At 59.4% G+C, this 19739-nt stretch carries 18 protein-coding genes; 5 read left to right on the top strand and 13 right to left on the bottom strand.

From position 1 onward, the window contains the following. Positions 1–139 precede the first annotated feature (139 nt). The 4 genes from L8I05_RS13515 to L8I05_RS13500 form a co-directional block, all read right to left on the bottom strand. Entirely contained in the window at positions 140–1351 is a 1212-nt protein-coding gene (locus L8I05_RS13515; RefSeq protein ID WP_242169511.1) for a multidrug effflux MFS transporter, read from the bottom strand. Continuing rightward, complete coding sequence (locus L8I05_RS13510; protein ID WP_242169510.1) at positions 1344–2312, bottom strand: diiron oxygenase; 969 nt, start codon at positions 2310–2312, stop codon at positions 1344–1346. Before L8I05_RS13510 ends, L8I05_RS13515 begins: the two co-directional genes overlap by 8 nt. Continuing rightward, positions 2312–3394, bottom strand: a complete 1083-nt coding sequence (locus tag L8I05_RS13505; protein WP_242169508.1) for a SagB family peptide dehydrogenase — start codon at positions 3392–3394, stop codon at positions 2312–2314. The genes L8I05_RS13510 and L8I05_RS13505 overlap by 1 nt, the downstream gene beginning before the upstream one ends. 343 nt (positions 3395–3737) lie before the next feature. Then, entirely contained in the window at positions 3738–4460 is a 723-nt protein-coding gene (locus tag L8I05_RS13500; protein ID WP_159953448.1) for a response regulator transcription factor, read from the bottom strand. A 223-nt stretch (positions 4461–4683) separates the two neighbouring features. Between L8I05_RS13500 and L8I05_RS13495 the strand changes: the two genes are divergently transcribed. Both L8I05_RS13495 and L8I05_RS13490 read left to right on the top strand, forming a co-directional pair. Then, on the top strand, positions 4684–5595 hold the full coding sequence (locus L8I05_RS13495) for a FecR domain-containing protein (RefSeq protein WP_242169506.1): 912 nt from the start codon (positions 4684–4686) through the stop codon (positions 5593–5595). Positions 5596–5598: 3 nt separating this feature from the next. After that, positions 5599–7881 (top strand): CHASE2 and HATPase_c domain-containing protein, encoded by a 2283-nt coding sequence (locus L8I05_RS13490; RefSeq protein ID WP_242169505.1) that lies wholly within the window; start codon positions 5599–5601, stop codon positions 7879–7881. Positions 7882–8061: 180 nt separating this feature from the next. On the opposite strand, the gene L8I05_RS13485 is transcribed toward L8I05_RS13490, so the two are convergent. The 4 genes from L8I05_RS13485 to glyQ all read right to left on the bottom strand — a co-directional run bounded on the left by L8I05_RS13485 (position 8062) and on the right by glyQ (position 12458). After that, a complete protein-coding gene (locus L8I05_RS13485) occupies positions 8062–8832 on the bottom strand; it encodes a lysophospholipid acyltransferase family protein (protein ID WP_159953450.1) in 771 nt (256 codons plus the stop codon). An 82-nt stretch (positions 8833–8914) separates the two neighbouring features. Further along, positions 8915–9454: a D-glycero-beta-D-manno-heptose 1,7-bisphosphate 7-phosphatase gene (gmhB, locus tag L8I05_RS13480; protein WP_174245652.1), complete on the bottom strand. Its 540-nt coding sequence runs from the start codon at positions 9452–9454 to the stop codon at positions 8915–8917. Beyond that, a complete protein-coding gene (gene glyS / locus L8I05_RS13475) occupies positions 9454–11508 on the bottom strand; it encodes a glycine--tRNA ligase subunit beta (RefSeq protein WP_242169503.1) in 2055 nt (684 codons plus the stop codon). The genes gmhB and glyS overlap by 1 nt, the downstream gene beginning before the upstream one ends. Next, on the bottom strand, positions 11505–12458 hold the full coding sequence (gene glyQ / locus L8I05_RS13470) for a glycine--tRNA ligase subunit alpha (protein WP_003187265.1): 954 nt from the start codon (positions 12456–12458) through the stop codon (positions 11505–11507). Before glyQ ends, glyS begins: the two co-directional genes overlap by 4 nt. An 81-nt stretch (positions 12459–12539) precedes the next feature. On the opposite strand from glyQ, the gene tag reads away from it, so the two are divergent. Together tag and L8I05_RS13460 are read left to right on the top strand one after the other, a co-directional pair. Continuing rightward, on the top strand, positions 12540–13097 hold the full coding sequence (gene tag, locus L8I05_RS13465; protein ID WP_242169501.1) for a DNA-3-methyladenine glycosylase I: 558 nt from the start codon (positions 12540–12542) through the stop codon (positions 13095–13097). Positions 13098–13137: 40 nt separating this feature from the next. Further along, the gene (locus L8I05_RS13460) at positions 13138–14025 is read left to right on the top strand and encodes a lysophospholipid acyltransferase (RefSeq protein ID WP_242169499.1); all 888 of its coding nucleotides are present in this window, start codon (positions 13138–13140) and stop codon (positions 14023–14025) included. 149 nt (positions 14026–14174) lie between these two features. Here the strand turns inward: L8I05_RS13460 and L8I05_RS13455 are convergent, their stop codons facing one another. The 5 genes from L8I05_RS13455 to def form a co-directional block, all read right to left on the bottom strand. After that, entirely contained in the window at positions 14175–14486 is a 312-nt protein-coding gene (locus L8I05_RS13455; RefSeq protein ID WP_242169497.1) for a hypothetical protein, read from the bottom strand. 105 nt (positions 14487–14591) lie between these two features. Further along, positions 14592–15965 (bottom strand): Trk system potassium transporter TrkA, encoded by a 1374-nt coding sequence (trkA, locus tag L8I05_RS13450; RefSeq protein WP_177016782.1) that lies wholly within the window; start codon positions 15963–15965, stop codon positions 14592–14594. Positions 15966–15987: 22 nt separating this feature from the next. After that, positions 15988–17298, bottom strand: coding sequence for a 16S rRNA (cytosine(967)-C(5))-methyltransferase RsmB (gene rsmB, locus L8I05_RS13445; RefSeq protein WP_242169495.1), 1311 nt, complete (start codon positions 17296–17298; stop codon positions 15988–15990). Beyond that, complete coding sequence (fmt, locus tag L8I05_RS13440) at positions 17295–18248, bottom strand: methionyl-tRNA formyltransferase (protein ID WP_242169493.1); 954 nt, start codon at positions 18246–18248, stop codon at positions 17295–17297. The genes rsmB and fmt overlap by 4 nt, the downstream gene beginning before the upstream one ends. 69 nt (positions 18249–18317) lie before the next feature. Beyond that, positions 18318–18824: a peptide deformylase gene (gene def / locus L8I05_RS13435; protein ID WP_034101640.1), complete on the bottom strand. Its 507-nt coding sequence runs from the start codon at positions 18822–18824 to the stop codon at positions 18318–18320. Between the two features lie 135 nt (positions 18825–18959). On the opposite strand from def, the gene L8I05_RS13430 reads away from it, so the two are divergent. Beyond that, complete coding sequence (locus L8I05_RS13430) at positions 18960–19727, top strand: peptidoglycan-binding protein (protein WP_242169492.1); 768 nt, start codon at positions 18960–18962, stop codon at positions 19725–19727. Positions 19728–19739: the final 12 nt, after the last annotated feature.

The following is a 19739-nucleotide window of genomic DNA, read 5'->3' as shown; positions in this document are numbered from 1 at the left end:
AACTGGGTTAACCAGGCATCGGCGCCAACAGGTGTTGGCTCATAGAGCAGTGGCGACGTTTCGCAAATAAACGGTTCAGCCAAACTAAGAAAGCCCGCGAATAGCGGGCTTTTTTTGTCCTTAATGGCTCATCTGTGCATCAAGCCAGGCTTTGTACTCTGGCCACGCGATTGATACGATCGTTGATCAGCAATGCAAAACCACTCAGGACTATGAAGCTGATGGCCAGCGTCATTTGAAGGTCATAGGCGCTAAGATTGATCAGGGCACTGATCAACCCACCGCCTATGAATATTATCGTGTTACCCGCTGAAGCTGACGCACCAGCGTTATCCGGGAACAACTCCATCGCTCTGGAGGTTGCCGCGGGCCGAGTAATAGTTGTGCCTGCCGTGCAAATCATCATCGGTACCAGCACTGTTAGGGGCGTCAGGCCATAGAATGTTGCCAGGAGCAGCATCGTCAGACCGGACAGGAGAATCAGGCACAAGCCCGTGCGAATTTGCGTTGCCGATTCCATGCGTTTGTTCAGCACTCCGGCGAGGGTGCCACCCAGGACGTAGGCCGCACCGTAGATCAACAGCATCAGCGAGAACTCGTAGTTGCTCATTTGCAACTGTTCAATGAATACGAGTGGCGAGACCACGATAAACGAGAAATGGCAGGCAAATACGATGGCGCATATCAGCCAGTACGCAATGAAATTGAAGTTGCGGCACAGCTGCCGGTAAGTTTTGAAGATATTGAGACTCGACCCCGCACTCGAGACGGGTGGCGTGTTACGCAGCGACAACCATGCCTTCACAAACACCACCACGGCAATCGCGGCGAACACGTAAAAGCTTCCCTGCCAGTCCAGCAATTGTTGCAACACTGTGCCTATCAGCGGCGAGATGGAGATGAAGATCCCGCTCGCAGTCACCATCAGGATGCGCAAACGGTCACGCTCCTTACCTACAAACAGGTCCTGAACCAATGCTTGGGACAATACAAAACAGCCACAACCCACCGCTTGGACGACACGAAATATAAGAAACGCGGCGTAGTCCGAAGCCCAGACGCAGCCCAAGGCGCCCATAATCGAAACGGCCATACCGCCCAGCAGCAGATTCTTGCGACCGAGTGCGTCAGACAAGGGGCCAATCAGCAATTGTGAGAGGGAGATGCCGATAGCGAACACGCTGACAGACAATGCAATGTCCGTTGGTGTGGTGTTGAACTGCGTTGACAGTGCCGGGAACGACGGCAGTAGCACGTCGATCGGGAATACGCCCAACATGACCATGGTCATGAGCAGTATGACGGCGGCAACTTTGGTTGCTCGGGTAGCGCGATCTGTTGTCTCAGGCATCAATGAGTCCCGCCACGCTGAACAATTCCCTGTGCGCCTGCTGCTCAAAAAAACCGGCGCGTTTCATCGCCTGGAGTGTCGCCGTTGCGCCGGCGCGAGCGCGCCTGGCGCGTGCTTGGGGTGCGACGATGTGCTGGATGACGTGCTCTGCCTCGGCTGCAGAAATACCAGCGCCGGCAAGGCTGGCAGCCAACCATTGCTCGTCCACTTCCGAGAACACCAGGATAATATCGATCAAATGGCTGGCCGAAGCGAGTTGCTGGGTGGACGACAGGCGTGGCCACAGGTACTGAAATACTTCGGAAAAATACCGGCTGTGCCGGGCCTCGTCTTCCAGATGTTCTCTGAACATTTGATAAACGGTGGACACCAAGGTATCGCCCGTAAGGTCGAGCAACTCCTTGGCGATGATCGTTTCGGAGACAAAGCCGACCATAAACCACAGCAACGGACGACTTTCATCACCGGCGGTGTCCAGCAAGTCGAGCAGTAAGCGGATGCGTTTTGGCGGCACATCCCACGGTGGCATCTGATAAAACCTCGCCACTTGCTCCGCCAGCTCGTAGGAGAACAGCGCGTGATAACCCTCGTCGGTGTACAACTGCAATGCCGCAATTTTCATTGCATGCGGCAGTTCGATACGCAACTCGTCGTGAATAAGGGTTTCGACCGCGCGGTTGACAATCTTGTGTTCGAGTATCGTCGTGTAGTTGAGGAAATAAACCAAGTGATTCGCCGCCAACCGATGGCGAGTTTGCTCGGATGCCTGCTCGATAATCGGATGAGCAAAATAATGGATGAACGACGATGGGAACCAGCCTTTAGTCAGTAATTGCAGCTGAACTTCAGCGGCCGGCGGCAGGGCATAGTGGGTCTTTTTATTGCGCACCGACGATCGATTATGCCAATCCCCCAGCGTGTACCGACGACTCCCGCCAGACTCAGTTCTAACGGTGGACATCACTGGTCTCGCTCCCGATTTTCCATCAACGCCTTGAGCTCCTTGCACTGCACTTCTCCGTCGCCGTAGCCGGCCCCGACAAAGAACAGCGGTTGTTCTGTGGCATCTTCCAGCCCCAGCAATTTCTCGACCTGTTCGTCACTCAATGCACCGGTCAACCATGTGGACAGTCCCAGCTCGGTTGCCGTCAATTGGAACGTTTGCGAAATATGCCCTGCCTCGACAAAGGCCATGCGGTAAGCGCGGGAGTGCTCATATTTCCACCACAACTTGTCAAAACGCGCAGTCAGGAACAACCCCATTGGCAGGTCATTGATAAAGTGCTGTCCAGCCAGCAGTTGCCCCAGCGGCGCGGTGGGCAGCGAGTGGACCCACCGCAATGCATGCAGCTCTGGATGGTAATAATAAATACCCGGTTCCAGGCCTTCGATCCGCACCGCATAGACATAACCTTCGCAGGCATTCAGACCACCGCCGGACGGGCTGCTGCGTCGCGACCTGAACGCTTCGGGGACAGTGTCGCCGGTATCGGCTTCGCGTTCTTTGAGGTAGCCCAGGGTCAGGTAAAGCAGGCGGCTCAGATCGTCCCATGTGACAGCTTGCGAGGAGAACGAGCGCGAGGTTTTCCTTTGCAGCAGGACTGTTGTGAGGTCATTCGAGGCCTTGTCCAGCATCGGCGCCGGCAAGTAGATCAGGTCGGTATTAGCGTGCGCGGTAAAACGCGCTACGGGAGGCTGAGTGTCGAGGACTTCTTCGCAATGCTCGAGGTATTGCGCGGACCATTCGTGAATATCGCTGGGGACATGTTCAAACGGCAGGTTCTTGGTGCCGATATGGAAGATCTTCGACAGCTCGTCCCATCCCCATTCCGGTTGCACCGGCTTATCAATTGAGAACAGACCGGCCGCCAGGAAGGCTGCGTCAATCTCGCTCGCGCTGTCGAACAATGAAGGGTCTTCAATAAGGCTTATCAAGCGCGAGGAATACAACGTATCCAGTTCAAACTGAGTGTGGTCTTTGTAGTTCCAGATCACGGTAAACGGCGGGCGGGCAAGGATGAAAAAGTGTGGGTTGATATGCATTGTTTTTGTAACCCCGAGCATGGCCAGTGATGAAGCTGGAAGGTCGCCCTCCCAGCCTCATCATTCACTTCACTTAGCGCGCTTTAGCCGCGATCAGGCAGTGCAGGTTGGCGATTTTTTTCGATTCGAGGTTGATAGCTTTCATGGGTGTTACTCCAGAATAGTCAGTTGAATGCCGCTTCAATGCGGCAATCAGAGCCTAGTCAGCAGGTATTGCGCCATCAAGCGCCTGGGTGGTTTGAATTCCTAGCCTGTCCCAGATTACCGCCGCAGGCCTTCATTTGATTTTCATCGCGTGATGTACAAGCGATTTGCAAATGCTCCACGTGGAACATCTACGTTTTTAACGTTGGGTAGCCCCAGCAACGCTTTCCAACCGATAGCCATATCCGTAGATGGTCAACAGTTGCCAACCACGGTCCGCAGTCAGGCCAAGCTTGTTGCGCAGGCGATAAATATGCGTATCCAGAGGCCGCGATGACACCATTTCTTCGTGGGTCCAGAATCGCTCATAGAGATACTCGCGCGATAACGGCCGCGCCAGGTTGGCAAACAGGCAACTGGCAAGCCGGTATTCGCGCTCGGTTAAATTGATCGGTTTGCCGGCACGGGTCACCGTCAGCTCGGCATCATCGAAGGTCAAGTCGTTGAAGCTTTGCACTTCATGGGTGGCAGATTTCTGTAGGCCATGGCGCCGCAATACTGCTGTGACCCGCGCCTTAAGCTCGTTGGGACGAAAGGGCTTGCTGACATAATCATCCGCTCCGCTGTTTAATGCTGTGACGATATCGCTCTCGGCATCTCGACTGGTGAGCATGATTACAGCAGGCGGAGACTCCATGTGTTCGCGGGTCCAGCGCAGCAACGCGATGCCGGTGATATCCGGCAGTTGCCAGTCGAGTATCAGCAGGTCGAAGGTTTCTCGACGCAGTTGGCGCAGCAGGTCTTCGCCCCGCTCGAAGCAATGCAAGGACCAGGGTTGTTCCGCCGTGCTGGGGATTTGTCGCAGTGTCTGTTCCACCCGTCGCAGTTCAGCGGGTTCGTCATCCAGTATTGCGACACGCATGGGTGGGTCCTTTCTTCTAAAAATACAGCAGCCGACGGCCCGGTAAAAAGGGCACATACTGCGCAGATGCCGGCTGTCGAATCTGAATAATTGTGGTCGGATTCGACGGCCCCTTGGCTCTCTCGGTACGCTGATATCAAAGGGCTGTAACCCACTAATGTCCGCGATACCTATGTGGGAAAGATACCGGCTCCCGGCCTTAAGTAAAAGGATCAGCCGACACATGCGCTGCCGTCTACCCCTGTCCGCCCTTCTGACTCTGGCGGCCTTTACTGCAAGCGCTTCTGCGAAACTGCACCTGCCTTATATCGACGATTACCTGCTGTGCCGTGCGCTACCGCTTCCGGCGGTTGTCCAGCATCTCAGTGGGGAAGCCTGGAAGCTTGATGCCAAAGGCAACGCGAGCCCGCTGCAGGAAGGCATGCGTATTGATGAACAGGAAGGCGTGAAAACCTCAGCGTCGGGTTTTGCCAGTCTGTTGCTCGGTGATGGTTCGCGGGTGGTACTGCCTTCCGGGTCCCAGGTGCGGTTGCATTTGGTCCAGAAACAATCCATTCCCCAAATCATTCTGGAACAAGGCCAGGCCGAAACGTATGTGATCAAGCGACCCAGCGATTACGACCGTTTCCAGATAGTCACACCGATCGGTGTGCTGGGTGTACGAGGGACGCACTTTCGGGTGCGCACCGACGGTGAACAGTCTGTGCTTGAAGTGCTCGACGGGCAGGTGGCGGTCAACCGTGAAATGGCGGTGCAAGGTGAGGTTAAGGTAGGGGCGCGGCAGGGCTTGCTGTTCAAGCGCCAAGGCGCCGTCAAACCCGTGGAGCTGCTGCCCGCGCCCACGCTTATCGGCCAGGACGGGCAGAAAGGCGATGCCCCTGTCTGGCGCTTGTACCTGCGGCCCCTGCCCGGCGCCCAGCGATATCGTGCTCAAGTAGCGACCGATAAAACCTTTTTGAACATCCAGCAGGAAAACTTTTCCAGTGAGCCGAAAATGAGCTTCACTGGCCTCAAAGCGTCGTTCTATCACGTGCGTGTGTCGGCCTACGACGAGCACGGCCTGGAAGGAGAAACCGGGATCTATGACATCTTCTACTACCCGCCTGCGACCCTGGCCAAGGCTTCCGGCGGCTGACCAATGAAGCTATGGGGCAAGGCCGAGAAACGCCAACCTACCCATGCCCAACGCTTGTTCCATGGCCTGGTACGCGAGTGGTTATGGATCGGTTTATTGCTGTTGCCGATCACGGCCTACCTGTCCTTGAGCCCGGGCCTTGCGCTCAATAGCCCTTTGTATGACAGCCTGCGCCGGCTTACGCCGTTGCCCGTAGATCCGCGCATCTTGCTGGTAACCATTGATGACTCCAGCTTGAAGAAGCTCGGCCGCTGGCCCTGGCCCCGCAGTTTGCATGCGGACCTGATTGATCGACTGAGTGCCGCGCAACCAGCGGGTATCCTGTTTGACGTGATCTTCAGTGAGCCCGGCATCCCTGCCAATGACAAACGCCTGGCCGATGCCGTGTGTAACGCGGGAAATGTATTGTTGCCATTGCTGCGTGAAGGAAGCGCCGGATACAGCCAACCCGATGAGCAGATGCAACCGTTGCTCAAATGTGCCAAGGGCGTTGGTCATATCAACGTTGAAGCAGACAGCGACGGTGTGGTGCGTAGCTTGTATCTGCGTGAAGGTCCTGTTGATGCAACGGCCCCCCAGCTCGCGTGGCTGGCGTACACAATGAGTGGCGCAGCAGACGCCATGCCTGGCGAGCCTCAGGAGCCGATCAGTCAACATTGGCATCGAGAGCACGCCATACGCATCCCTTTCATTGCCGCGCATACTCAATTTCCCAGTGTGTCCTACGCCAGCGTATTGAGCGGTGAGGTGCCACCCGAACAGCTGCGCAACCGCCTGATACTGGTCGGAGCCACCGCTTCGGGAATGGGTGATCGTTTTGTAACACCACTCTCCTCCACCGTTGGCACCACTGCCGGGTTAGAGATCCAGGCCAATGTGCTCAATGGCTTGCTGCAAGGGCGCAGTATTGTGGATATTCCCGCTTGGCTTGCGGCAGTGATGGCTACCTCTCTGGTAGCGTTGCTGCTTGGCTTGCTGCTGTACCGTCCGCGGTACGCGCTGTGGATGACGCTGGGCTGTATGGCCGCTGCGCTGCTGGGTGCATGGGCCCTATTGCGGTTGGGCCACTGGTGGTCGCCTGCCGCGTGCCTGATTGGACTGCTGCTTAGTTACCTGATCTGGAACTGGCGCCGTTTGAGCGTGGTGCTCGCCTATTTCGGCTGGGAGCTGGCGCGCCTGGATAACGAACCTAAAGTGCTCCCCGAACGGCGGCGCGCACCGGCCAGCAAGGGCGATGTGTTGCAGGGGAGGATCTTTGCCCTGGAGCAGGCCGTGAGTCGCACCCGGGATACTCGGCGCTTTATGGCCGATGGTCTCGAGTGCTTGCCGGTGGCGACGCTGATCACCGATCCCAAAGGCAACATCCTGTTGGCCAACCGAATTTCTCGCGAGATATTCGGCAATGAGCTGGTCGGCCAAAACCTGCAGGAGCAGTTGGCGGACCTGGGATACCCGCCCCTGCACAATGGCGTGCGCCCTGCTCTCTCGGCGCTGGAGCTGATCGAGTTCCGCGACATCCACCAACGCAGCCTGCGTATGGAGCTTGCGCCGTTGCTCCCGGCTGAAGGCGACGTCGCCCTGGGTTGGCTACTGAGCCTCACCGACCTGAGCAAGGAGCGCGACGCCCAGCAACACCGCGAAACCATGCTGCGCTTTCTCTCCCATGACCTGCGCGCGCCGCACTCGGCAATCCTTGCCATCCTGGATGTACACAATAGTGAGTCGCCGGTATTTGCCCAGATTGAACAGCAAGTACGACGCGCCTTGAACCTGACCGAATCCTTCGTGCAACTGGCAAAGGCCGAGGCGGACGGCTACCAGTTCCAGCCAACCCTGTTTGCCATGCTGGTGATGGATGCGTTCGACCAGGTGGCGGTGGTCGCTCAGCTCAAGGGGATCCACTTGGTCCATGACTTGGACGAAGCCGATGAGGGCATGGTCTCTGCGGATCAGTCGCTGCTGACGCGTGCCTTGTTCAATGTGCTGGAAAACGCGATCAAGTATTCACCGTCCGGTACCACGGTCAGGTTGCGGCACAGCAGCAGCCAGGGCTGGTTGGAATGTCGCATCAGCGACCAGGGCCCGGGGATCGCGGCGGCGGATTTGCCTGAGCTGTTCAGCCAGTACCGGCGCTTCGATTCTGCCCAGGGCAGCGAGGGATTGGGTTTGGGGTTGACCATGGTCAAGGCGGTTGTCGAACGCCACGGCGGGCGCATTTGCTGCGAAAGCGTGGTGGGCAAAGGCACCACGTTCAGCGTGCAATTGCCGCTGCTGGATGACTGCTGAAAACGTACTTTTCTGCTGTGCATAAAAAACCGGTCACAAGGACCGGTTTTTTAATGCTGAAAAAACTTATGCACGTTTTTCCAGATTTTATGAGCTCAAGAAATATGTAGGTAAATCAGTAATTTATGAATCAAAAAAGGCGATTCGCCAACAAACCGTACACAGGTTATCCACAGATGCTCAAATCACTGGCGTATCTACCACAACCGGCTCTGGCGGCAGCGAACCCATGGCCCGTTGCTGGGCTTCATTCCATGCCTGGGCGCGGTCATTCAGTGCGGCAATCGCTCGTGGCCCTTCGCCCTCGGCATACATCGGCTCGCCGATCACCACGGTGATAGTGCCTTCGCGTTTTGCCCATCCGGTCTTTGGCCAGAACTTGCCGGCGTTGTGGGCAATCGGCAGCACAGGCAGATGAGCGTTGACCGCCAAGGCCGTACCTCCCCGCGAGAATTTGCCGACAGTGCCGAACGGTACGCGAGTGCCTTCCGGGAAGATCAACACCCACACACCGTCCTTGAGCAGCTCATCACCTTTCTTGGCCACGTGCTTGAGCGCTGCCTTCGGGTTGTCACGGTCAATGGCGATCGGCCGCAGCATGGCCATTGCCCAGCCGAAGAACGGCACGTACAACAATTCACGCTTGAGAACTTGGCTCAGGGGCGAAAAATAGGCCGAGAGGAAAAACGTTTCCCAGGTGCTCTGGTGGTTCGACAGAATCACGCAGGGCTGGTCCGGGACGTTTTCAGCGCCCTTGATCTCGAAACGAATGTTCAGGAACACCTTGGTCAGCCACAACGCGCAGCGGCACCAATAGACGTTGATAAAGCGATAGCGCGCCTTGAACGGCAGGAACGGCGCAATAAAAAAGCTCAGGGTGCACCAGAGAAACGAACTGGTGCCCAGCAGCAGGTAAAAGAAAAAGGTTCTGATGGCCTGCAAGATCGACATGGCGGCATTTACCGTTGCGGGACACGGCCCGCCTGTTAAAAGCGCACTCCCGAGCAATCCTTGTTCAGGAAGTCGAGGGCGGCTAGTTGTTAATAAGTTCTGCGGCAACCGCCGCCAGATCGTCAAAAATCAAAGTGCCTACCGGCAGGTTCTTCGCCTGGGTCTTTTCGCCTTTCCCGGTCTTCACCAAAACTGGCTGAGAATCGACGGCTTTGGCCGCCTCCAAGTCACCGAGGCTGTCCCCGACGAACCATAGCCCAGCCAAGGGCACCTTGTAATGTTCTGCAATGGTTTTCAACATCCCCGGTTTGGGTTTGCGGCAATCGCAGCCCTCATCCGGCCCGTGGGGGCAGTACACCACCAGCCCCACCTCACCGCCCTGTTCCGCCACCAACGTGCGCAAGCGCGCGTGCATGGCGTCCAGGGTAGCGATGTCGTAGTAACCGCGGGCGATGCCGGACTGGTTGGTGGCGATGGCCACCGTCCAGCCGGCTTTGCTCAACTGCGCGATGGCCTCGATCGAGCCGGGCAGTGGAATCCACTCCGCCACCGACTTGATGTAAGCGTCGGAGTCGTAATTGATCACCCCGTCCCGATCGAGAATCAGCAGTTTCAACATGATCAGCCCAGTACGGAAATGTCAGCGATGTTGATGAACAAGCCGCGCAGACGCGCCAGCATCGCGTAGCGGTTTTTCCGCACGCCGGCATCTTCGGCATTGATCATTACCGCTTCGAAGAACGCATCCACCGGCTCACGCAAGGCGGCCAGGCGCGCCAGTGCTTCGGCGTAGTTGCGTTCGGCGAGCAGCGGCTTCACTGCGTTCTCTGCCTTGGCGATGGCCGAGTTCAGCGAGAACTCCTTGGCATCGGCAAACAGGCCTGGGTCGACTTCGGCATTGCCGAGGTTGTCGGCCTTGCTCAGCAGGTTCGACACGCGCTTGTTCACGGCGGCCAGGGCATCGGCTTCCGGCAGCTTGCGGAAGGCCTGTACGGCTTGCACACGCTGATCGAAGTCCAGCGCCGAACCCGGTTGCAGGGCACGTACCGACAGGTAGACGGAAACGTCCACGCCTTCGTCTTCATAACGCGCACGCAGGCGGTCGAACACGAACTCGAGTACTTGCTCGGCCAGGCCGGATTGCTTGACCTTGGCACCGAACTGGCCGACCGCAAACACCACGGCCTGGGTCAGGTCGAGGTCAAGCTTCTTGTCGATCAGGATGCGCAGCACGCCCAGGGCGGCACGGCGCAGGGCGTACGGGTCTTTGCTGCCGGTAGGCAACATGCCGATACCGAAGATACCCACAAGGGTGTCCAGCTTGTCGGCGATGGCCACGGCCGCACCGGTCAAGGTGGTTGGCAGTTCAGCGCCGGCACCGCGCGGCATGTACTGCTCGTTCAGCGCCAGGGCGACATCGTCCGGCTCGCCGTCGTTGAGGGCGTAGTAGTAACCGGCAACACCTTGCATCTCCGGGAACTCGCCGACCATCTCGGTGGCCAGGTCGCACTTGGACAGCAGGCCCGCGCGGGCAGCCCAGGCAGCGTCACCGCCAATGCGTGGCGCAATGTAGGCGGCCAGCTTGGAAACACGCACGGCCTTGTCGTAGACGCTGCCGAGTTTTTCCTGGAACACCACGTTTTGCAGGCGCAGGTTGAAGTCTTCGAGCTTCTGCTTCTTGTCTTGCTTGAAGAAGAACTCGGCGTCAGTCAGGCGCGGGCGAACGACTTTTTCGTTACCGGCGATGATCTGCTGCGGGTCCTTGCTTTCGATGTTGGCCACGGTGATGAAGCGCGGCAGCAACTTGCCGTCCACGTCCAGCAGGCAGAAATACTTCTGGTTGTCCTGCATGGTGGTGATCAGGGCTTCTTGCGGCACATCGAGGAAACGCTCTTCGAACGAGCACACCAGCGGCACCGGCCATTCAACCAGCGCGGTCACTTCGTCGAGCAGGCTTGCCGGCACGATGGCGGTGCCTTCCTGCAGGCGGGCCAGCTCTTCGGTGCGCTTGCTGATCAACTCGCGACGCTCATTGGCATCGGCCAACACGTAAGCGGCACGCAGGTCGGCGGCATAGTTGGCCGGCGAGGTGATGCGCACAGCTTGCGGGTGATGGAAGCGGTGACCACGGGAATCACGGCCAGCCTTCTGGGCGAGGATGGTGCAATCGATGACCTGGTCACCGAGCAGCATCACCAGCCATTGGGTTGGGCGGACGAATTCTTCTTTGCGAGCGCCCCAGCGCATGCGCTTGGGGATCGGCAGGTCGTTGAGGGAGTCTTCAACGATGGTCGGCAACAGGCTCGCTGTCGGCTTGCCGGTGATGACCTGGCTGAAACGCAGTTTCGGGCCGCTCTGGTCGATTTCGCTCAGCTCGACGCCGCACTTCTTGGCAAAGCCAAGGGCAGCTTGAGTCGGGTTGCCTTCTGCATCGAAAGCCGCCTGGCGCGGTGGGCCGTCGAGGTTGATGCTGCGGTCCGGCTGCTGGGTTTCCAGCGCGGTCAGCAACACGGCCAGGCGACGTGGCGCGGCATAGACTTTCTTTGCAGCGAACTTCAGGCCGGCTGTGTGCAGGCCTTTTTCGATACCGGCCAGGAATGCCTCGGCTAGGGTGTTGAGTGCCTTGGGTGGCAGCTCTTCGGTGCCCAGTTCAACCAAAAAATCTTGAGCACTCATTGTGCAGCCTCCAGCTTAGCCAACACTTCATCACGCAAATCCGGGGTTGCCATCGGGAAGCCCAGCTTGGCGCGAGCCAGCAGGTAGGCTTGGGCGACGGAACGCGCCAGGGTGCGTACACGCAGGATGTATTGCTGGCGCGCAGTCACCGAAATGGCACGGCGGGCGTCCAGCAGGTTGAAGGTGTGGGATGCCTTCAACACCATTTCATAGCTTGGCAACGGTAGCGGCTGATCCAGTTCGATCAGGCGCTTGGCTTCGCTTTCATAGAAGTCGAACAGTTCGAACAGCTTGTCGACGTTGGCGTGTTCGAAGTTGTAAGTGGACTGCTCCACTTCGTTCTGGTGGAACACATCGCCGTAGGTCACTTTGCCGAACGGGCCGTCAGCCCACACCAGGTCGTAGACCGAATCCACGCCTTGCAGGTACATGGCCAGGCGCTCGAGGCCGTAGGTGATCTCGCCGGTCACCGGGTAGCACTCAATGCCGCCCGCTTGCTGGAAGTAAGTGAACTGCGTCACTTCCATGCCGTTGAGCCAGACTTCCCAGCCCAGGCCCCAGGCGCCCAGGGTTGGCGATTCCCAGTTGTCTTCGACGAAACGGATGTCGTGAACCAGTGGGTCCAGGCCGACATGTTTCAGCGAGCCCAGGTACAGCTCCTGGAAGTTGTCCGGGTTGGGCTTCAATACCACCTGGAACTGGTAGTAGTGCTGCAGACGGTTCGGGTTTTCGCCGTAGCGGCCGTCAGTCGGGCGACGACTGGGCTGCACATAAGCGGCGTTCCAGGTTTCCGGGCCGATGGCCCGCAGGAATGTAGCGGTGTGGAAAGTGCCGGCGCCTACTTCCATATCGTAGGGCTGAAGTACCACACAACCTTGCTCGGCCCAGTATTGCTGGAGGGCGAGGATCAAGTCTTGGAAGGTACGCACGGCTGGCGTAGGCTGGCTCACGAAATTCACCTGTTACTTGGGCTGCGATTTAAAGAGCGGGAGTATACCCGATTCGGCCCCGCCACCACTCCCTGGAGCCTTATGCCACGCTGCTTTTGGTGTTCTGAAGATCCGCTGTACATGGCTTATCACGATCAGGAGTGGGGAACGCCGCTGCGCGATGCGCAGGGTCTGTTCGAGTTGCTTTTGCTCGAAGGGTTCCAGGCGGGCCTGTCCTGGATCACCGTTTTACGCAAACGCGAGCATTATCGAAAGGTCTTGTTCGGCTTTGACGCACAGCGTCTGGCACAACTGAGCGAGGCTGAAATCGAAGCGCTGATGCAGGACCCAGGCATCGTGCGCAATCGCTTGAAGCTCAACGCCACCCGCCGCAACGCCGCGGCCTGGCTGGCGCTGGAGGATCCGGTGGGCTTGCTCTGGTCGTTTGTTGGCGGCGTGCCCAAGGTCAACCACTTCAAGGATCGCAGCGAGGTTCCGGCGATTACGCCCGAGGCCGAAGCCATGAGCAAAGCCTTGAAAAAAGCCGGTTTTACCTTCGTCGGCCCAACCATTTGCTACGCGTTCATGCAGGCCAGCGGCATGGTCATGGACCACACCCAAGACTGCGACCGTTACGCGGACTTGGCCAACGCCGGTTAGAATGCCCGCTTTGCGCACCACACACGATCAGGAGTGACCTGTGGAAAAGTTTAAAGGCGCCTTGCTGGTAGGCGCTCTTCGGTTATTTGCCCTACTGCCCTGGCGCGCTGTCCAAGCCGTCGGCACGGCGATTGGCTGGATCATGTGGAAAACCCCCAACCGCTCCCGCGAGACGGTGCGGATCAACCTCTCCAAATGCTTCCCGGACATGGACCCCGCCGCGCGCGAGCGCCTGGTCGGCCAGAGCCTGATGGACATCGGCAAGTCCCTGACCGAAAGCGCCTGCGCGTGGATCTGGCCGGCCCAGCGCTCCATCGACCTGGTGCGCGAAGTCGAAGGCCTGGAAGTGCTGCACGAAGCCTTGGCCTCGGGCAAAGGCGTGGTCGGCATCACCAGCCACTTGGGCAACTGGGAAGTGCTCAATCACTTCTACTGCAACCAATGCAAACCGATCATTTTTTACCGTCCACCCAAGCTCAAGGCGGTGGATGAGTTGCTGCAAAAACAGCGTGTGCAACTGGGCAACCGCGTGGCGGCTTCCACCAAGGAAGGCATCCTCAGCGTGATCAAGGAAGTGCGCAAAGGTGGCCAGGTAGGCATTCCCGCGGACCCGGAGCCGGCGGAATCGGCAGGCATCTTCGTGCCGTTCTTCGCCACCCAGGCGCTGACCAGCAAGTTTGTGCCGAACATGCTCGCCGGCCACAAGGCGGTCGGTGTGTTCCTGCATGCGCTGCGGCTGCCTGACGGTTCAGGCTACAAAGTGATCTTGGAAGCGGCGCCGGAAGACATGTACAGCACCGACACCGCCACGTCCTGCGCGGCGATGAGCAAGGTGGTGGAGCGCTATGTCGGCGCCTACCCGAGCCAGTACATGTGGAGCATGAAACGCTTCAAGAAACGCCCGCCGGGTGAAGAGCGCTGGTACTGACCACGTGATCGTTCCCACGCTCCGCGTGGGAACGATCATAAATGCAGATCTAATGTGGGAGCTGGCTTGCCTGCGATAGCATCACCTGGGTATCACTGATACACCGAGGTGTCTGCATCGCAGGCAAGCCAGCTCCCACAGGGATTACTTTACCCCTGGCGGTCGAGCTTTTTCAGGAACACCGTCATCTCTTTTTCGGCCTGCTTGTCGCCATGGGCCAGGGCCGCTTCTATGCCCCTCTCCCACGCATGCCGCGCCGCAGCTTGATCACCCAACCCCAGCTGCGCCTTGCCCAACAACTTCCACGCCGCCGAATACTTCGGGTCGAACTCAACGCATCTGTGCAAATGCTCCGCCGCCTTGGCGTTGTCCTTCAGGTCCAGATAACCCTTGCCCAAGCCAAAGCGCAGCAATGAATTATCCACACCCTTGGCGAGCATTTTTTCCAGGGATTCGAGCATGGCTGTGAGTCCTTTATCTGTGCAGGGTTTCCACAGTAGAAACGCGATCACCTGTGGGAGCGGGCTTGCCCGCGATGACGGCGGCAGGCTCACCTGAATTTTTTATCAGAAGAAACTCAAGCCCACGTGGAACAGCTTCTCCACATCGCGGATATGTTTTTTATCCACCAGAAACAGAATCACATGGTCGCCCGTGGCGATCACCGTGTCGTCGTGGGCGATCAGCACTTCTTCATCACGAATGATCGCGCCGATGGTGGTGCCCGGCGGCAGGCCGATATCCCGGATCGCCTTGCCGATCACCTTGCTCGACTTCGAGTCACCATGGGCAATCGCCTCGATGGCTTCGGCCGCGCCACGGCGCAGTGAGTGCACGCTGACGATATCGCCACGGCGCACATGGGCGAGCAACGTGCCGATGGTCGCCAGCTGCGGGCTGATAGCAATGTCGATATCGCCGCCCTGGATCAGGTCGACGTAGGCCGGGTTGTTGATGATGGTCATCACCTTCTTTGCCCCCAGCCGCTTGGCCAGCAGCGAGGACATGATGTTGGCCTCGTCATCGTTGGTCAGCGCCAGGAAGATATCGGCGTCGGCAATGTTCTCTTCCATCAGCAGGTCGCGGTCAGACGCGCTGCCTTGCAGTACGACGGTGCTGTCGAGGGTGTCGGACAAATGCCGGCAGCGCGCCGGGCTCATCTCGATGATCTTCACCTGATAGCGGCTTTCGATGGCCTCGGCCAAGCGTTCGCCGATCTGCCCACCACCGGCGATGACGATGCGCTTGTAGGTCTCATCCAGCCGGCGCATTTCGCTCATCACTGCGCGAATATTCGCCTTTGCCGCGATGAAAAATACTTCGTCGTCGGCTTCGATCACGGTATCGCCCTGGGGCAGGATCGGCCGGTCGCGACGGAAAATCGCCGCCACGCGGGTTTCCACATTCGGCATGTGCTCGCGCAGCTGGCGCAGTTGCTGGCCGACCAGCGGGCCGCCGTAATAGGCCTTTACTGCCACCAATTGCGCTTTGCCCTCGGCAAAGTCGATCACCTGCAAGGCGCCGGGAATCTCGATCAGGCGCTTGATGTAGTGGGTCACCACTTGCTCGGGGCTGATCAACACGTCGACTGGAATCGCATCGTTGTCGAAAAGCCCGGCACGGGTCAGGTAAGCCGCCTCACGCACGCGGGCGATTTTGGTCGGGGTGTGGAACAGGGTGTGAGCGACCTGGCAGGCGACCATATTGGTCTCGTCACTGTTGGTGACGGCGACCAGCATGTCGGCGTCGTCGGCACCGGCCTGGCGCAGCACCGTCGGGAACGACGCGCGGCCTTGCACGGTGCGGATATCCAGGCGGTCGCCGAGGTTGCGCAGGCGTTCGGCATCGGTGTCGACCACGGTGATGTCGTTGGCTTCGCTGGCCAAATGCTCGGCCAGCGTACCGCCGACCTGCCCTGCCCCAAGGATGATGATTTTCATCCGGTCACTCCCTTAAACCCGTTCAGCCGCGTGCGGCGGCAATCTTGATCAGTTTGGCGTAGTAGAAGCCATCGTGTCCGCCTTCCTGTGCCAGCAGCTGGCGGCCATGGGGCTGCTTGATGCCGGCCGCCGTGGCCAGGTCCAGCTCTCGCGCGCCGCTGGTGCGGGCGAGGAAGGCTTCGATCACCTCGGTGTTCTCAGTAGGCAAGGTCGAGCAGGTGGCGTAAAGCAGGATGCCGCCGACTTCCAGGGTTGGCCACAAGGCGTCGAGCAGCTCGCCTTGCAGCACGGCCAGGGCGGCGATGTCGTCGGGTTGGCGGGTCAGCTTGATGTCCGGGTGGCGGCGAATCACACCCGTGGCGGAGCATGGCGCGTCGAGCAGAATGCGCTGGAAGGGTTTGCCGTCCCACCAGGTGGCGGTGTCGCGACCGTCGGCGGCGATCAGCTCGGCGCTCAGGCCCAGGCGGGCGAGGTTTTCGCGCACGCGCACCAGGCGCTTGGCTTCCAGGTCGACGGCGACTACCCCCGCGAGGTCTTTTTCGACTTCCAGAATGTGACAGGTCTTACCGCCCGGCGCGCAGCAGGCGTCAAGCACGCGCTGGCCGGGCGCCAGGTCGAGCAGGTCGGCGGCCAGTTGCGCGGCTTCGTCCTGCACGCTGATCCAACCTTCGGCAAAACCCGGCAAGGCGCGCACGTCGGTGGCCGCTTCGAGCACGATGCCGTCAACGCTGAACACGCACGGCGTGGCGTTGATGCCGGCCTCGGTGAGCAATTGCAGATAGGCGTCACGGCTGTGATGGCGACGGTTAACCCGCAGAATCATCGGCGGATGCGCATTGTTGGCGGCGCAAATGGCTTCCCATTGCTCAGGCCAGAAGGCTTTCAACGACTTTTGCAGCCAGCGCGGGTGGGCGGTGCGCACCACCGGGTCATGTTCCAGTTCCGCCAGCAGCGCTTCGCTCTCGCGCTGGGCACGACGCAGCACAGCGTTGAGCAGCGCCTTGGCCCAGGGCTTTTTCAGCTTGTCGGCGCAACCCACGGTTTCGCCGATAGCAGCGTGGGCCGGCACGCGGGTGTAGAGCAGTTGATAGAGGCCGACCAGCAGCAGCGCCTCCACATCGGCATCGGCCGCCTTGAACGGCTTTTGCAGCAACTTGGCCGCCAGGGCCGACAAGCGCGGCTGCCAGCGGGCGGTGCCAAAGGCCAAATCCTGGGTGAAACCGCGATCACGGTCTTCGACCTTATCCAGCTGGGTCGGCAGTGAACTGTTCAGCGAAGCCTTGCCGTTGAGGACGGCGGCGAGAGCCTTGGCGGCGGCCAGACGCGGGTTCATTGAGCGAGCGCCCCGAGAACCGTGCCCAGGGCAAATTTCTCACGGCGGCTGTTGAACAAATCGCTGAAATTCAGCGCTTTGCCGCCGGGCAATTGCAGACGCGTCAGGCACAGCGCCTGCTCACCGCAGGCGACCAACAAGCCTTCCTTGCTGGCGCCGATGATTTCACCGGGGGCGCCTTTGCCGTCGGCCAAGGTGGCGGCCAGCACTTTCAAGGCTTCGCCGCTGAGCGTGCTGTGGCAGATCGGCCACGGGTTGAAGGCACGTACCAGGCGCTCCAGCTCTACGGCCGGGCGGCTCCAGTCGATGCGCGCTTCGTCTTTGTTCAGTTTGTGAGCGTAAGTGGCCAGGCTGTCGTCCTGCACTTCGCCGTCCAGTGTGCCGGCAGCCAGGCCGGCGATGGCTTGCACCACGGCAGGCGGGCCCAGCTCGGCGAGGCGGTCGTGCAGGCTGCCGCCGGTGTCTTCGGCGGTGATCGGGGTGGTGACTTTAAGCAGCATCGGGCCGGTGTCCAGACCCGCCTCCATGCGCATCACGGTCACACCGCTTTCGCTGTCACCGGCTTCTACGGCGCGTTGGATCGGCGCCGCACCGCGCCAGCGTGGCAGCAGCGACGCGTGGCTGTTGATGCAGCCCAAACGTGGGATATCCAGCACCGCTTGCGGCAGGATCAAGCCATAAGCCACCACCACCAGCAGGTCCGGCTTCAACGCGGCCAGTTCGGCCTGGGCCTCGGCGTTGCGCAGGGTCGGTGGTTGCAGCACCTGAATGTTGTGTTCAAGCGCCAACTGCTTGACCGGGCTTGGCATCAGTTTTTGCCCGCGACCGGCCGGGCGGTCCGGCTGGGTGTACACCGCGACGATGTCATAAGGGCTGGCAAGCAGGGCCTTGAGGTGTTCGGCGGCAAATTCAGGCGTGCCGGCAAAAACAATGCGCAGTGGCTCGGTCATGGGAGTTCTCGGTTAAAAACAGTCACAAAAGAAAAAGGCTTGCCGCAGCAAGCCTTTGGAAGAAGGGCATCAAGCTTGCTGGCGATGCTTTTTTTCCAGCTTCTTCTTGATCCGGTCGCGTTTAAGCGTGGACAGGTAATCAACAAACAGCTTGCCGTTGAGGTGGTCGCACTCGTGCTGGATGCACACGGCGAGCAGGCCATCGGCGATCAGCTCGTACGGCTTGCCATCACGGTCCAGCGCCTTGATCTTCACGCGCAGCGGGCGCTCGACGTTCTCGTAGAACTCCGGCACCGACAGGCAGCCTTCCTGGTATTCGCCCATCTCGTCGGTCAGCGGTTCGAACTCGGGGTTGATAAACACCCGGGGTTCGCTGCGATCTTCCGACAGGTCCATGACCACGACGCGTTGATGCACGTTGACCTGGGTGGCGGCAAGGCCGATGCCCGGGGCTTCATACATTGTTTCAAACATGTCATCGACCAACTGACGAACCTTGTCGTCCACTACGGCCACCGGTTTGGCGATCGTGCGCAGGCGCGAGTCGGGAAATTCGAGGATGTTCAAAATAGCCATAAGCGTAATTGCTGCACATGTGAGGTAGAGGCAAATCGGCGGTGGGATGGACCCAGGCAGCCGGTGTGAAAGGTTCGAAAGCCGCGAAGGCTATGGCATTTCACGCGAACGCACATAATAAAGGAGATTCACCCCATGAGGAAATCGCTACTCGTCTTGCTGCTGTGGGCGCCGCTCACCCTGGCCATGATTGCGCCGCCCGGCCAGCGTCTGGAACACGCGACGCAACAGGCCATCCAGCACTTTTTACTGCACAACCGCATTCTCGATTCAGCCCAGGACCTGGATAACGCGCCTTACATTGTCGCGGCCGACGCGGGCCGAGTGTTGGGCGCCAACGGCGAGCGCGTGTATGCCAGGGGCATCTTGGATCCGACCCAGCCAAGCTACGGGATCTTTCGACGCGGTAAGGCCTACACCGACCCTCAAACCCAAGAGGTGCTGGGCATAAACGCCGACGACGTTGGCACTGCACGCTTTGTGATGGCGGGCGATGTTTCCACCCTTGCGGTGCAGCGGGTCACCCAGGAAATCCGGCCAGGTGACCGCCTGTTGCGTGCCGAACCACCCGTTGAACAGGCCAGCCTGAAGCCTGGGCCCTTCATAGAAGGGCACATCATCGATGTGCCCAAAGGCGTCACCCAGATCGGCGTATTGGACGCCGTGACCCTGAACAAGGGCCGTCGTGATGGCTTGGTCGAAGGCCAATTGCTCACGGTGATCAAGGCCGGCGCCACCGTACGCGACACCCTCACGGGTGCGCACACCACGCTCCCGGATGAGCGCGCCGGCACGCTGCTGGTGTTTCGCACCTATGAAAAGCTCAGTTATGGCCTGGTGCTCAGTGCCTCACGCGCACTCGCCGTTGAGGACCGATTCGAGACTGCCCGACAAACACAATAAATAGCCTGCTAA

The sequence above is a fragment of the Pseudomonas sp. MONT-RG-20F-20-E-7-02 genome, assembly GCF_022662395.1.
Classification (GTDB): Bacteria; Pseudomonadota; Gammaproteobacteria; order Pseudomonadales; family Pseudomonadaceae; genus Aquipseudomonas.
This window is presented reverse-complemented; position numbering and strand designations above follow the sequence as displayed.

Coding starts and splice junctions, on each gene's coding strand:
- L8I05_RS13515 (WP_242169511.1), bottom strand. CDS start 1,351: ATGCCTGAGACAACAGATCGCGCTACCCGAGCAACCAAAGTTGCCGCC.
- L8I05_RS13510 (WP_242169510.1), bottom strand. CDS start 2,312: ATGTCCACCGTTAGAACTGAGTCTGGCGGGAGTCGTCGGTACACGCTG.
- L8I05_RS13505 (WP_242169508.1), bottom strand. CDS start 3,394: ATGCATATCAACCCACACTTTTTCATCCTTGCCCGCCCGCCGTTTACC.
- L8I05_RS13500 (WP_159953448.1), bottom strand. CDS start 4,460: ATGCGTGTCGCAATACTGGATGACGAACCCGCTGAACTGCGACGGGTG.
- L8I05_RS13495 (WP_242169506.1), top strand. CDS start 4,684: ATGCGCTGCCGTCTACCCCTGTCCGCCCTTCTGACTCTGGCGGCCTTT.
- L8I05_RS13490 (WP_242169505.1), top strand. CDS start 5,599: ATGAAGCTATGGGGCAAGGCCGAGAAACGCCAACCTACCCATGCCCAA.
- L8I05_RS13485 (WP_159953450.1), bottom strand. CDS start 8,832: ATGTCGATCTTGCAGGCCATCAGAACCTTTTTCTTTTACCTGCTGCTG.
- glyS (WP_242169503.1), bottom strand. CDS start 11,508: ATGAGTGCTCAAGATTTTTTGGTTGAACTGGGCACCGAAGAGCTGCCA.
- tag (WP_242169501.1), top strand. CDS start 12,540: ATGCCACGCTGCTTTTGGTGTTCTGAAGATCCGCTGTACATGGCTTAT.
- L8I05_RS13455 (WP_242169497.1), bottom strand. CDS start 14,486: ATGCTCGAATCCCTGGAAAAAATGCTCGCCAAGGGTGTGGATAATTCA.
- trkA (WP_177016782.1), bottom strand. CDS start 15,965: ATGAAAATCATCATCCTTGGGGCAGGGCAGGTCGGCGGTACGCTGGCC.
- rsmB (WP_242169495.1), bottom strand. CDS start 17,298: ATGAACCCGCGTCTGGCCGCCGCCAAGGCTCTCGCCGCCGTCCTCAAC.
- fmt (WP_242169493.1), bottom strand. CDS start 18,248: ATGACCGAGCCACTGCGCATTGTTTTTGCCGGCACGCCTGAATTTGCC.
- def (WP_034101640.1), bottom strand. CDS start 18,824: ATGGCTATTTTGAACATCCTCGAATTTCCCGACTCGCGCCTGCGCACG.
- L8I05_RS13430 (WP_242169492.1), top strand. CDS start 18,960: ATGAGGAAATCGCTACTCGTCTTGCTGCTGTGGGCGCCGCTCACCCTG.